This is a genomic window from Allocellulophaga tsushimaensis, from assembly GCF_055383085.1.
Map to the genome: position 1 here is coordinate 2,779,469 of NZ_AP039451.1, position 13,853 is coordinate 2,793,321.

Consider the following 13,853-nt stretch of genomic DNA (forward strand, 5'->3'; position numbering starts at 1 on the left):
TTACTATTTATTGGTACAACCGTTTTAAAATGTTCAGTTTTCGATTATTTGTTAATACTTGATCTATATAAATCTTAAATTACAATTAAATTCTCTTGAAAATCTTCATACTGATCTGGATTCCAATGATCAATAAATAAATCAAGTAAATGCTCCCAATTTTCTCTAATTTTATAATGTTCATAAATTTCGCCTTCAGTGGGAAAAGAAAGATTACAAATGCTATTACCAATTTCTCCGTTACCCCCTATTGCTATTCGTATTCCATAAGATAAAGAATCTGTTTTTCCTCCATTCCAAAATGCGAGATCAAAGTTAAATTCAGGGTAATCAGATTCTTTACAATTAGAACAAAATTTATTTTTTATATAATCATAATCATAGCATATTTGATTTTTTAATGCTTGTTTTCGGCTAGACCCTTGTTCATACCAAATAGAAAAGCGCGGATCAACTCGTTTTAAACGTTCTAAAAATATTAGAAAAGTTTCAGTACACTCTTTTAAAGTCTGCCTTCTTCCTTTCCATATAACTCGTATCTCAGTAATTGTTTGTTCCATTTATTAGACCTATCTAGGTGTATGTATAAATTTAATATTCAAACCTTCACGCTTCAAAAGATTTTCAAAAGCATCTCTAACTAACTTATGTTCAAAATGCCATTCAATAGGTAAGTTTCCAGCAGCTTGCCTTTGTCTTCTAGCTTGATCAATAATTTTTGTTGTTCCAGTAAAAAAAGGTTTAAATGTTCCATTGCTATTAACAAAATTAAGCATACTTGATTTAGCATCACTTAAAACTATATTTTTCAGCCCATCAAATTTTACATTATTTAAGACAAAACTTTCATTCCATTTTCTCCCTGTTATAAATTCTTGGTAAGATTTTGCAGCATCACTCATACTTTCATTTACAGTTTTCCATTTTCCTTTGCTTAGAAGTTTTAGATAATTATTTAAACTAGCGATAGTAATAGATTTTCCACCTGCTTCTATGAATAAAAGAGCTCCACTACCAGAGCTTGGTGAAATTACGGCTAGTAAATCTAATGTGTCTAATCCAATATTTTTCAGAGAACCAAGTATTCCATTATTTGGGACGACATTAAGTTGCCTATTTATTACTCTAAGCTCAAATAATTCACTTAAAAGCCTTAAGTTGACGTCATTAGGAATATTGGCTCCTGATTCATTTAATAAACCTCTTATAACTTCTCCATTCTTTTCCTCAGTGCGCAAAGGACTTGTTGCTGCCAACACTAAATTGACTGAAGCATCAAAAGCATTGATCATTATTTTTGCAGTTAACTCCCCAGGTGAATCATGACAATCTGGTGGGCATAATTGAAATGTAGCACCTTCTAGCACTAAATCAAGAGCTTTGTTAATATCTCCCTGTATTAATTCTTTAACAAAAACTTTCGCTTCAACATTATTGTTGTTTTCGAGAAAACTTGTGACACTATTTAAAATATTTTGATTATTTAATACAGTATTTAATACTGTTGAATTCAATCCTACACTATTGATTAAAGACACTTTACTCGTAAACTCATCCAAATGCCTTTGAATAATTCTATTTTTCATATTTTGTAAAGAAGCTTGTTCTCTTAAACATATTTGAGGCGAGGGATAAGGTCTTAACTGAAGCGTATTAAAACATTCTTGAGTTCTTTGTTGTATAAAATCTTTTTTAAAAACTAAAGCTTCAATATTAAGAGGTTTAGCATTACTATTCATTAGGCCATACATATCTCCATTATAATTAGGGATAACAGGTGTACCTTGTCTAGGTACTTCGATAACAGTTCTTGGGGGATTTACATATGTAGTAAGGTAATATGCTAATGTTCTTAGTCTCGTTAAAAGATTTAAAGAAGAATAATAGTTAACATGTTTATTTACAATACTATTTTCTAATACACCATTCCTGATGATCTTGTCAATACCATATCCTAATGATCTATGTTGTGCCGATGAAAATTCATTTTTACTAAAATCAAAACGAATAACATTTTTAAGAAGTCTTAATTGCTCAGGATTATTTTGAACTAAATGTCTAAAATCACCAAACCTTCTCCCAGAAACAAGGACATCATCAAATAAACTAGGAGCTAAACAATTGGTACAATCTCCTGTAAGTTGATTTACGATAAATAACTCCTTAGTATGTTGTTTCTGTTTTGTGTCAAAATTTTTAGCTTTACTGAATTCACTACTTCTAAGTCTATTTGCGCTATTTGATAGTTGTTGTCTTTGATTTACAAATTTTTTATAAAACTCTTTTTGAGCTTCTCTGAACGTTGGATAGTTTGTTCTTAAAATGCTGTTTATGTCCTTTCTAAACATTTCTTCTTGGTTTCTCAACCACCTATTTACTTCGCTTTGAAAGGCTCTCCTTCTGGCATTTTCAAAATCTAATAAAGTTCTTGTATCATTATAATCAAATTCAAAATCAAATGGACTCAGTTCTGTACAACAACCATTGCCACCACCATTTCCTTCTCCATCATCAAAAATGGGGCTTCCTAAAAACCCTCTTAAATTTACATCTGTAGGGGAAGCAGGGTCGTTACTTAATTCTTCAGATAAGGGCACTAACTTAAATTGTGCCTGTATGTTTTGGCTTCCTAAAAAACCAAAAAATAGCATTACTACAAGTATGTATTGTATTTGTTTCATCTTTTTTGGTTTTTTAGTTCTTAATTACAATTCTGGAATGTACTACTCCATTCACATTCATTTGTACAATGTAAAGCCCTTTTGTAAGGCTGCTTAAATTGTTAAATACAAATTTTCGCTCTCCTTGTTTTTGAGATTTATGCTTTGTTTTTAGAACTACTCCTGGTCTATTGTAATCGTACAGGTTAAAGATGATTTCAGCATCTTCTTCTAAGGTGTAATACAAGAGTAAATTGTCCTCAAAAGGGTTCGGATATATTTTTATAAAGTGTTCTTTTTGGGCTGCTAAAGCAGCTTTAACTTCTTCGCTTAGTATTGTACCTTCTCTATGCAATAGTAATTTAGAAATAGGGGCAGGTTCTTTCCAGTTCGTAATACTACTTTCTAGAATTCCAGTTAAAAATTCCTCTTCTGTTTCATTTTTATGGAACTCGTATTGCAAGGATAGTAATTGATAGGCTAACGTTTGCTCATCTACATAATCCGTATAACGTTTTCTTAGACTCACTTCCATTTCTGGGAATACCAATTCAGTATCACTTTTTAATACGCTTCCAAGATATTCCTTACCATCTATCACTATTTTGGTATCTAAAAACCCAGTCCCGTTTTCTGTGATTTGCATAAAAATAGGAATGGTTCTGTCTATTTTTTTACCAGACCAATCCATCAATTGCCATTCACCTAACCAGGACCCTAATATGCCCTCTCTATTTTCAGTAACATCTATTGTGGGTAAGCTATCTTTAATCATCAAGTCATAGTTTTCTTCGGTTTCTTCTGGGTGTTCTTGCTCATAGAGCCATTGCGCTAATAATACTCTACTATTAGAAATAGGATTTACTTTTAGCAAATTCATAGCATCTTCTTTATCTACAGGTGTATCGCCATAACCGTAGTAATAGCATTTTGCTAACCAATGCGTAGCCATTGGATAATAACTCTTTTCAAACCATTCGATGGCTTTTTTATAGTCTTGATTAATATTACCTAAGCCCTTTAGATACAGATAACCAAGGCTATATGCTGCTTTCTCACTGCCTCCTTCATAAGCGATATTAAACCACTTTCTGGCTTTATTGAAGTTTAATTTACATCCTATACCATCTTTATATAAGAGCCCTAATATAAAAGCCGCTTCTGTATTTTCTTCTTCCTCTGCGAGGGCTTTAGTTTCCTTAAATATTGATTTTGATTTTTTTCGAGTGTGTTCTCCACTATTTATATAGGCTTCAATATTTGCCCATTTATTTTCTTCAGTACTGTTTGCTGGCTGCTGTGAATAGCCAACAAAACAATATAGTGATAGCATTACTGCTAAAATTTTATATTTTTTCATCTGGATATTTTTTGTATTGTAATTTATTGAGTTGTTTGTGGCCCGGTTGTATATGGGCTAAGGATATGAGCCTTGCTCAATTTCCTTGGTAGTAGAGTAGTTTTAATTCATATAAAAATAGGTTTTTAAAAGATTAGACATATGGCTATAGCCATGTTTCAAATTAATTTTCTTTATTAATCCTTAAAATTGAATTAACTATTATGTTATTAGCATTATACTTATTCCCTAAAAATGTACAGATTTTAGGAAATAATGAAGTAGGGTAATACTTTACAATAAAACCAAATTAAAAATAAAATGATATGTAATAACTTACATTATAAGTCTAAGGTAAAAAAAATATTGGTAGTAAAGTCTAATAAAAACCGTAAAAAAAGTAGGGTTTTATTGAAATTTTAGCCCATATTATATAAAACCTCTTTTTTGGGCTTCCATGACTAAATCCATATCATTTGAACCTTTAATATTGAATAATTTTTTTAGATTCTTTTTCCTTTTTTCTATACCCGCTAATGACAAATGAATCATTTCAGGCAATTCTACAGTCTTATAACCTACCGAAATGAAGTGTAATAATTTTCGATCTATATCGTCTATATTAAACTTATTGGAATTTTGTAACCTTAACAGCGTAGTAAATGTAGAGCTATAATAGGATCTGTTTTTCAATACGGTTAATACGGATAGCACTAAGGAATCTTGGCTGGTATCTTTCTTCAATAAAATGCCATCTGGATTTAATTGTTTGAATATGGTATACAAACGATAGTTATCGGTAATACTGGTCATTATGATGAGTTTAGAATTTGGCTTTTTTTTATTAATAATTTTACCCAAATCCTCTCCTGAATAAATTTCTTTTTCTTTATAGGCTGGCATTATAATATCTAAAATAATTACATGATAATCAATAGCTTTTTCATCCATTATTGTTTCATATCCTTCTTTACAGTTATTGGCTTTGTGAATTTCAAATTCATAATCGTTTACTTCTTTTTCAAAATCTCTTAAAAAGCCCTCTACCGCTGTTGCAATCATTGGATGGTCGTCTATTATTAGTATTCTAATGTTTATCATAAATTGTAGGTTATTTTAATTGTTGATCTTTTTATTTAGGTCTAATAATCTTTGGGTAAAAATTAAATCTAATGCTCCATTTTGATATTGATGAAACTTCCAGTAATCTTTATCTGTTATTAGAATGAATGATTGATAAAGAATAGCATCTTTAACTGCATGAATTACATTCGTTTCTGAATTGTATTTCTTTAAACAAAAATCATAAGGGTCTTCTTGTAATAAAGATTCTTTAAAACTCTTAAAATTTCTTATGATTCGTGGTGAAGCATAAAGTATGTAAATAAAAAAAGGTGCTGCTTTTTTAATCATTTAATAAAATTTAAGATTAGTAAAAGAAAACTGATTAGAAATACTAAGCATAAAAGTTGTTTGATCTTTTATTTTTAGGAGCCTTTTAGCTGTATTTACAAAAATCTTAGCTTCAGAATTTACGGATTAATGCCAATTCCCTATATTTAGCGCTAAAATAAAAACCAATTATTTCTATTTTTTATAGCTAAAGATTTCTCTTACGCTAATTTAAATAATAAACCATTATAGTTCAAACAAATTACTAAACTAATATGTTAAAGTTTTATTAAAGTAATGAATAAAAAAGAGAAATTGAACCGTATTTTGAGTAATATCAAAGAGTTAAATATTACTGGATATGATATTGCAGCCAAGACTACAATGAGTGAAGCTGGGGTTAATAAAATAATTAATGGAGATAGTACTAACCCGCATAACTCTACTATTGAATTGTTAGCTGATTATCTTCAAGAACATTATGGAATAGATAAAAATTGGTCAGATACAGGTGAGGGATATAAATTATTAATTAATCTACCTACTAAAGAGGATTGGAAGTCACTTTCTGAAGATCAGAAAACAGAACTAAAAAGTAAAATAGCAAATTTTATTGCTTATTTTGAGGAGGAAATGTTTACTGATAAGATTTTTTTTAATGTCGTGGAAAGGAAGGCTTATGAGTTAGCCATTAAGATGATAAAAGAGCAAGCTGATTTGTAAGGTAGATAATAGAATTATCTCTAAATTTACTAAAGTCTTCTTTCGTTTTAAATTTCTGTTTTTTTAATGTTTCATACTCATCTTTTAATTCTCTTAGTTCTTCTTCTTTCAATTCAAAAATAATTTCTCTTTCAATCCGTTCAAAATCTTCATCACTTAAATAGGCATTTGCTTTAAGTTTTTTTAAGATATTTGAGAGTCTTTCTTTATTCATATTATCTATTAATTTCTTTTTCATACATCTTAAAAGATTCGTTAACATATTCTGCTTTATCTTCTTTTTTGATATATTTTATATATGCTTCAATGGTGATAAATCGAACCAACCTCCTAATTTTACGTACACTATTTAATCTGTGTATTATCAGAAAATAACTCATTGTTGCTCCTAAAATCGAAAAAACCACAATAGCTGAATAATACCACTTTTCGTCTAAATCACTATCTGCCCAAAGAACATAGATAATAAAATACAAGGAAATAAATAAGGAAATTAAACTTGCAAATTGTGATGCATATCTTAAATCTTTTGCTAAAATTTGATTGGAAACATATAAAAAGAGTAATGAAAAAAATAAAACCGTTATTGGCATACCGATAGAATACCAAAACCTACGTGGACTACTAAAACCAAAAAACTTGTTTTTTTCTTTAAGAATGGCATATTGAATATCAAAATAGTCTTTACTTATTTTCTTTTTATTATATTGATCTGATAAAGAAATCATTTCTTTAGATTTATTTTGCATTAACATATGAACAAATGGTGCTGAACAAGCAAGAACAGCACCAATTACTATTAAAATGCTTCTAATCTTGGCCCCTTGTACCAGGGTCTTCAACTTCATCTTTATCGATTGCATTGAGATCGATAGTTTTAATTTCTTCATAAAGAGCTTCCTTTTCAGTTCTGTTGCTATTTTCGCTACACGAAAAACTAATGCTTGTCACAAATAATAACAGCCCAATTAAAAATAATCTGTTTGCTTTCATAATACTTAATTTTTAAGATTTTTTATTCTCTTAAAAATAAGGCACAGAAGAAAGTGCATAAAACCCTACAGATAAAGTTTTACAATAGTTGTCAATAATAATGCTTTTTTTGTAAATTACTTGTAAGATTTACCGTAGAAAAAGTATGGTTTTGATTTTTTTCGATGTAATAAACGTTTTTCAGGAAGAATAACCAAGTTATTTAAGGTTTCTGGGTTGCTGTCTCCCAATAGTACCCTCAGCATTAACAAAATTCAAATACCCTTTTTCTTTTTTATTCCTAGAGTGGCTACATTATATATTTCTCATATGGTGATGTGATGCATATACAACTTATTCATCAATTTAAAATAGAAATGGAGACACTCAAAACCTTTGTTACTATACCGTGCCAAGTTGAAAATGCATTATACACTTTGTATAGCTGGGGCATTAATACACGATTTTTTATACATAAAAATGCGCCAGCTTTCACTGACGCACCATAATTGCCTACTTATTGACGGAGAAAATCTCCTTTAACTGTTTTACCATACCCCCGTTTCCAGAGACTGTAATCTTGCCAATTTTTTCAGCAATTTTCTCAACATATTCCATTTCCTTTAATTTGAAGAGCATTTGGTTATCTTCCATTAATTTTGCAGTATTCAGCAAACTTCTGGTAGACGCCGTTTCTTCACGTCGGGTAATGATATTTGCTTGCGCTCTTTTTTGTGCAACCAAAACTTGATTCATAATCTCCTTCATATCACCAGTTAGGATGACATCACGGATACCGCAGCTCAAAACTTTTACACCCAATTGCATAGCTGTTGTTTTGATATCTGCAAATACCACTTCAGCAATGCGCTCTTTTTGTTCCAAAAGCTCATCTAAGGTATAGGTGCCAATATAAGCACGTAACACTAACTGCATGGCTACATATAGCTGCTTCTCATAGTCTTTGCTACCAAGCAAGGCTTTTTCAATAGCAATAACTTTATACTGTGTATAGAAGTTAATACGAATGGCTGCTTTGTCTTTGGTTAACAATTCTTGACCAGAAACCTCTAATTGCAACTGACGCATATCTACTTTAGCTATTTTAATAGAAATATGATTTCTCCAGAAATGGTAGGTACCACTTTCTAGTGTTTTCACATATACATCATCTACCAAAAGGATCGCTTTTTCATATGCAGCAACTTCAAAAGAACGAATATGAGTTCGCAACTGAAGGTGATTCAGCATCGCCTTATTGATTGCTTCTGTAATATAGATTTTACTTAAATCTGCCATAACAAATTCATAGTTAATCAATTCTTTCCAAAAGGTATAGGTACCTGCTCCTAGAACTTGTTTTAATTTTCCATTTTCGGAAACCAAAGCTAACTCGGCATCTTTTACCTCAATTACATGTAGCATAGCAGCTAATTCCTGATCCTTTAGCAAGACTTCTAATGCTATAGGTGCTACAAATGCTTTGGTAAGGTCATATACCATAATACTTTGGTTGATACCTAACCAGTACGTACCTTGGGTAATTACTTTTTGATAATCTCCTTTTTTGAAGACTAAACCTACTTTTCCTGCATTAATTCTTACTCTTTTCATTACTTAAAATTTGTGTCCGCCAGTCTATTTACGGACGAACGTGTTAAACTATTTTCATGTATTACTATTTGTTATTCTCTTTATGTAAAAACCGTAACTATAGCTCATCTATCCGATACGGAAATATTATTTTTTAAAGCTTTTAGCCGTTTGTTTTCTGGTATGCTTCGTTCCGTGTGTTGCCAATAGTTTTTATTGGTTTTTTCAGAGGAAGGATATTTAAAAAGAAATTGCCTTTCACATTAAAAAATCAGTATTTCAAAGTAGTTTCCAGACTGCTGGTTCATCATAAGAAAACCAACCGAACGATACCTACGGTTTTTGTCAATTTTACGGAGTGACCGTCCGGAGGTCTTTTTACAAGTGACCTTCTTGTTGAAAATGGATTTTTAGTCCATAACCTACATTATGAGTGTAGTGCTCTAGCCAACTGAGCTACAGGGCCTAAAAAAAAGTGGCCGCTGGCAGGAGTTGAACCTGCGCATCCTTCTATTGCTCTAACCAACTGAGCTACCTCCCCATTTTTCTTATAATTTGCGGGGAAGGTGGGAATCGAACCCACGACCTATAGAATTGCGATTGTTTTTTGGTTAACAATCAAAACCTTCAAGTCAGGTTGAATATGAAATCATAATGCCTTTCAGCAAAGCTTCATACAATAGTGCTATACAGAAACACCCAACAAGACCAGCTTGATATCTTGTTCCCATGCTTCGGCTACGTTCAGCAAAAGCTTCGATTACGCTTAGCAAATGCTTTGGCTAGGATTAGCATCAACTCCAACGGGAATGTTTTTTCATTTTACTCGATAATCCAGATTTTGTAAATAAACACCCAACAGTGTATATTGTATATCCCTAAATATCCCAATAAACTTTTTCTTTGTTCCCTCATGACAAAGAATATCTTGACTTTGGACCATTTCTAAATGATGGTTTTCCATAAAATGGATTACATTTTCTAATTTACCCAAGAATTGTTGTACATTAACTTTTTCTCCTGCCCGCAAAATACCTGCTATTGATAGCTCCAAAGCATCTAGACCACAACAATCAATACAACAATTGGTTGCCAATATGTTCCAAAACCTTCTGGTACCTCCAATATGGGCATCTAGCTGTATTCTTTTTTCAAACCGTCTGTTTTTCATCATTTTCTGAATTACGAAACAAAATTCAAATCCTACTACGCATTTATTTTGCGTACTTAAATTTTCTTTTATTTTTAGTAAGAGTAGCAAGACTTGAACTTGCATTTCTAGGTTCGTAGCCTAGCGTTCTATCCAATTGAACTATACTCCTAAATTTGTGGAATTTACAGGATTTGAACCTGTATCTTCTCCCGATAGCTATCGGGATAAAACCCGATATATTAACCATTATACTACTATTCCTATTGGGTGTACTCCGGGACTCGAACCCTGTTCTTCCCATTCACAGTGGGGCGCTTTACCAGATAAGCTAGAGACACCATTTGAAGACCCGAAAGGATTTGAACCTTTACAACAAGGATCAAAACCTTGTATGCTTACCGTTACATCACGGGTCTATGTGTACTCCACCCAATCCCGATAACTATCGGGAGAACTTGGACTTTAAGGATTTTAAGTCCTTAGCCTCTGCCAGTTGGGCTAGTGGAGCATTAGTAGATAGAGATTCCCCTCGACTACGCTCGGGATAAACTTCTCATCTATATATTTTCACAAAATATCAACTTATATTAATTTATTTTGACTGTTTCTATACTTGTACAGAGAGAGAGATTCCCCTCGACTGCGCTCGGGATAAACTTCTCATCGATATATTTTCACAAAATATCAACCCACATTAATTTATTTTAACTGCTTCTATACTTTGTACAGGGAGAGAGATTCGAACTCTCAGTGTACTGGTTCTAAACCAGTTGCGTTTACCGTTTCGCCATCCCTGTATCTTGTTGAGGTATTTGTTCCGATAGCTTTCGAGAGAACCTAAAACTCCCACGTTAAAAGCACGGTACGCTCCCATTTGAGTTATACCTCATTTTGTACGCTGTAGGAGAATCGAACTCCTATTTCCTGATAGAAAGTCAGGTGTACTAACCATTATACGAACAGCGCAAATGTCTGAGTTGCAAGATTGACTTTGTCTTTCTTGCAACTACTCCTTATTAATCAAATTCAAGAAAACTTGATTTGATTGATTTTGTCTGAGAAGCAAGATTCGAACTTGCGACCTCCCGCGTCCAAGGCGGGTAAACAACCACCGTTATCTTCCCAGTTTTGCAGTACCGACGGGACTCGAACCCGTACCTTCCCGATAGACAGTCGGGCGCTCTAGCCTTTGAACTACGGTACTAAAGTGGAAGCAGTAGGACTCGAACCTACATGCCATTTCTGAACCTGATTTACAGTCAGGCGAGCCAGCCAATTGCTCAATGCTTCCTTAATTTTTGAGACAAGGATGAGATTTGAACTCATAAAAAATAGTTTTGCAAACTATTGCTTTAACCATTCAGCTACCTTGTCATTTAGCGGAGAGTAAAGGAATTGAACCTTCACTACCTTTTGGTAGACTCGCTTAGCAGGCGAGCGCAACGAACCAATATTTGCCTACTCTCCAGTTGCTTCAGCCGTGGGAGTCTCAATTTGCTAGACTCAAATAGAATCTGTATGATCCATTATTTATTAACACTCTTATTCATATTTTTTATTTTAGAATGATTTTCATTTATTCGCCAGTCCGGCTCGGACCAAGAGTGTGGCCACCGCCTTTTGGCTTGCTCTTCCTTTTTTATAAATACAACCCATAAAAAAAGCATCTCTTTTAGGAGATGCTTTGTAGTATGGTATATTGATTTTTATATCAACATATTACAACAATATTTCTCCTTTTTATACCCCTATCCAGTGCATCACTATATAACCGTTCACTATTTCTCGGCGATTGAACACAAGGTTCTGATTGTTCTATATGTATGTGTAAATGTTTCATATGCTTTATATATTTTGACACTGCAAAGATGAAAACGATTTTTGAATTATACAAGAAAAAATTAATTTAATTATTTGATAATCAATTAGTTATGAATAAAATTAGACAATAGAATCCCTGTCCGTCATACTGCGGATTTTGAACATTTAATACAATCGTCTGTCTACCAATTGTTTCGCGTTTCAATTATCTCGTTTTATATTTTTTTATTTCTCATGTAATTATTTAAAATTTTTTCATAAAAAAAGCGCCCAATGTGAGTTGGACGCTTTTTTATATTGTTATATGGGTATCAGTTCATAAAATTAACTCTCATATAAAGTCACATTGCGTCCGTTTCGTTCACTATATTCTGAACGAAAATCTATAAGGCAAAGCCTTACTTGTTGGATGATATGTAACTTTTTCGGTATCATTTGTGATGCAAAGATGTAATTTTTATTTAATTTTTCCCAAAAATAATAGATGATATGTCTTATAAAGGTACAAATTTATCAAATTGATAGTGATATATTTCACGGAATATAGGGTAGTGTATTTTTTGAAGTTAGCGTAACTTTACTTCTTTATATTAAAATGATGTTGTAATAGTGTCTATTTATTATTCAACTATCAAAAAACAATATTTTATAAAAGAATTTGTTATGCTTAAATAAGATTAAATTAAGAATCGATTTACTATTATTCTTTTAAAAATTAATCATACATTAAAAAACTTTTAAATGCCTAACCCTATAGTAGAACTTCTTGGAAAAGATTTTGAATTTATAAGAATCGAAAAAATTAAATCGAAAAACCCGGTAATCTTTATAGAAGAGGGGAAGGTCTCTAAATGTAAGGCTGCTATAAAAAAGTTAGGAATTACAACTATATACACCACTACAAAGACGATTGAATATCTTTCTGATCCTGTTTTTGAAGAAACCACGGTACTATATGTACATTTAGAAACTTTAGATTATACTCCAATACAAGGACTTAAAAATTTAAAGCAATTAACCCTAACATCATCTGCATACGATTTTGATAACACTACTGTACCGTCAATTAATTTAGCTGGCTTAAAAAAATTAACCAATCTATATTGCGCTATCCCCAATCCAATTATTGGTCTTGAGCAATTGATAAAATTAACAAAGCTTACTATTACTGAGTATAAAGAAATCGATTTATGCGCTTTTGAAAAGATGACTAAGCTGCGCGAATTGGAACTCACAAACCCTAGTTGTACTACTTTAAAGGGTATTGAAAAATGTAATAGCCTTACTAAATTGACTATAGTAGGAGCTGCTCATCTACAATCTATATCAGAAATTGCATCTTTTGAAAATTTAAAAACATTAGAGTTATCGGCTAAAAAAGTAAGTGATATTAGTGTGTTAAGCCGTTTAACTAAATTAGAAAAACTAATTTTAAGCTCGTTTGAAAGTATAGCTGATTCTAGTAGTATTGGAAACTTACTTCTGCTTAAAGAACTTTCTATGAGAGCTATAAATAGCATTGATTCCTTGTCTTTTCTTTTAAATTTAAAAAACTTAAAAAAGGTGTATCTAGAACCTTGGAGTGTTTCCCCTAGAGATAAGTCGTATCTACCACTAACACAAAAGCTAGTAGCTTTAGGTACTCTGAAACAGATTATACAATGGGAAGACATTTATCCACATCTTGATGAAGAAGGACAAAAAATATATCAAGAATTTTTTGGGCTTTCTAAATTACAATTTATTAAAAGAGAGTTTCATTTTCACCAATATGAGGATTATTCAGAGCCCCACACCAAAAAGAATTGTGCATTAGTTGATACCATAATTTATAAGCTAATTGATACACTTGAAAGCTATAAAGATGCTAAAGAAGCAGAAAAATTAGATTATTTTAAAGATTGTTTACTGCAACTGAATGAAATTGAACTGAGTATTGAAGGCCTTATTGAAACAGGAGAAAGAGAGTACCTTTTTGAAACCTTAGATGCTGTTGCAGAAATTGTAGCTGTAAACTTAGATAAATTCAAAGAAATTACATTAGCAGTTACTTCTAAAGGAGGTATTTTGATGTCTTATTTTAATGAATCGGATTAAAAAAAATGTATCGAGTCTTTCGAATACGCTTAAGATAACATAGAATTTTAGTTCCCAAACTATTCTCAATACACTTTTTCGTACCACAAAATCACTCTAACTC

12 protein-coding genes and 10 tRNA genes are annotated in these 13,853 nt (G+C 31.9%); 2 read left to right on the forward strand and 20 right to left on the reverse strand.

Annotated features, from left to right (window positions below; all coding sequences use genetic code 11):
* Positions 1-74: 74 nt before the first annotated feature.
* From ACZ451_RS12035 to ACZ451_RS12055, 5 genes are all read right to left on the reverse strand, one after another.
* Positions 75-560, reverse strand: a complete 486-nt coding sequence (locus ACZ451_RS12035; RefSeq protein WP_464212736.1) for an Imm52 family immunity protein — start codon at positions 558-560, stop codon at positions 75-77.
* A gap of 9 nt (positions 561-569) precedes the next feature.
* Positions 570-2,681 carry a Tox-REase-5 domain-containing protein gene (locus ACZ451_RS12040; protein WP_464212738.1) on the reverse strand — a complete coding sequence of 704 codons (2,112 nt, stop codon included), beginning with the start codon at positions 2,679-2,681 and terminating at the stop codon, positions 570-572.
* Between the two features lie 13 nt (positions 2,682-2,694).
* A complete protein-coding gene (locus tag ACZ451_RS12045) occupies positions 2,695-4,020 on the reverse strand; it encodes a T9SS type A sorting domain-containing protein (protein ID WP_464212740.1) in 1,326 nt (441 codons plus the stop codon).
* A 408-nt stretch (positions 4,021-4,428) separates the two neighbouring features.
* Positions 4,429-5,100, reverse strand: a complete 672-nt coding sequence (locus tag ACZ451_RS12050) for a response regulator (RefSeq protein WP_464212742.1) — start codon at positions 5,098-5,100, stop codon at positions 4,429-4,431.
* Between the two features lie 15 nt (positions 5,101-5,115).
* Positions 5,116-5,412 (reverse strand): hypothetical protein, encoded by a 297-nt coding sequence (locus ACZ451_RS12055; protein ID WP_464212744.1) that lies wholly within the window; start codon positions 5,410-5,412, stop codon positions 5,116-5,118.
* Positions 5,413-5,688: 276 nt separating this feature from the next.
* On the opposite strand from ACZ451_RS12055, the gene ACZ451_RS12060 reads away from it, so the two are divergent.
* Positions 5,689-6,114 (forward strand): helix-turn-helix domain-containing protein, encoded by a 426-nt coding sequence (locus ACZ451_RS12060; RefSeq protein WP_464212746.1) that lies wholly within the window; start codon positions 5,689-5,691, stop codon positions 6,112-6,114.
* Here ACZ451_RS12060 and ACZ451_RS12065 read toward each other — a convergent pair.
* From ACZ451_RS12065 to ACZ451_RS12135, 15 genes are all read right to left on the reverse strand, one after another.
* The gene (locus tag ACZ451_RS12065; protein WP_464212748.1) at positions 6,083-6,352 is read right to left on the reverse strand and encodes a hypothetical protein; all 270 of its coding nucleotides are present in this window, start codon (positions 6,350-6,352) and stop codon (positions 6,083-6,085) included. The genes ACZ451_RS12060 and ACZ451_RS12065 overlap by 32 nt on opposite strands.
* Positions 6,330-6,977: a hypothetical protein gene (locus tag ACZ451_RS12070; protein WP_464212750.1), complete on the reverse strand. Its 648-nt coding sequence runs from the start codon at positions 6,975-6,977 to the stop codon at positions 6,330-6,332. The genes ACZ451_RS12065 and ACZ451_RS12070 overlap by 23 nt, the downstream gene beginning before the upstream one ends.
* Positions 6,925-7,107, reverse strand: a complete 183-nt coding sequence (locus ACZ451_RS12075; RefSeq protein WP_464212752.1) for a hypothetical protein — start codon at positions 7,105-7,107, stop codon at positions 6,925-6,927. Before ACZ451_RS12075 ends, ACZ451_RS12070 begins: the two co-directional genes overlap by 53 nt.
* A 492-nt stretch (positions 7,108-7,599) precedes the next feature.
* Positions 7,600-8,700: a slipin family protein gene (locus ACZ451_RS12080; RefSeq protein WP_464212754.1), complete on the reverse strand. Its 1,101-nt coding sequence runs from the start codon at positions 8,698-8,700 to the stop codon at positions 7,600-7,602.
* Positions 8,701-9,496: 796 nt separating this feature from the next.
* The gene (locus ACZ451_RS12085) at positions 9,497-9,853 is read right to left on the reverse strand and encodes a DUF6331 family protein (protein ID WP_464212756.1); all 357 of its coding nucleotides are present in this window, start codon (positions 9,851-9,853) and stop codon (positions 9,497-9,499) included.
* Positions 9,854-9,928: 75 nt separating this feature from the next.
* A tRNA-Arg gene (locus ACZ451_RS12090) sits at positions 9,929-10,001 on the reverse strand.
* Between the two features lie 96 nt (positions 10,002-10,097).
* Positions 10,098-10,171: transfer RNA gene (locus tag ACZ451_RS12095), tRNA-His, on the reverse strand.
* A 5-nt stretch (positions 10,172-10,176) separates the two neighbouring features.
* Positions 10,177-10,248, reverse strand: a tRNA-Gln gene (locus tag ACZ451_RS12100).
* Between the two features lie 308 nt (positions 10,249-10,556).
* Positions 10,557-10,629, reverse strand: a tRNA-Leu gene (locus ACZ451_RS12105).
* A gap of 97 nt (positions 10,630-10,726) precedes the next feature.
* Positions 10,727-10,798 (reverse strand) — tRNA-Glu (locus ACZ451_RS12110).
* 88 nt (positions 10,799-10,886) lie between these two features.
* Positions 10,887-10,958, reverse strand: a tRNA-Pro gene (locus tag ACZ451_RS12115).
* A gap of 5 nt (positions 10,959-10,963) precedes the next feature.
* Positions 10,964-11,036 (reverse strand) — tRNA-Asp (locus ACZ451_RS12120).
* Between the two features lie 4 nt (positions 11,037-11,040).
* Positions 11,041-11,123 (reverse strand) — tRNA-Tyr (locus tag ACZ451_RS12125).
* A gap of 10 nt (positions 11,124-11,133) precedes the next feature.
* Positions 11,134-11,206, reverse strand: a tRNA-Cys gene (locus ACZ451_RS12130).
* A 6-nt stretch (positions 11,207-11,212) separates the two neighbouring features.
* A tRNA-Ser gene (locus ACZ451_RS12135) sits at positions 11,213-11,299 on the reverse strand.
* Between the two features lie 1,095 nt (positions 11,300-12,394).
* Here ACZ451_RS12135 and ACZ451_RS12140 point away from each other — a divergent pair.
* Positions 12,395-13,750 (forward strand): leucine-rich repeat domain-containing protein, encoded by a 1,356-nt coding sequence (locus ACZ451_RS12140; RefSeq protein WP_464212758.1) that lies wholly within the window; start codon positions 12,395-12,397, stop codon positions 13,748-13,750.
* The last annotated feature ends 103 nt before the right edge of the window (positions 13,751-13,853 follow it).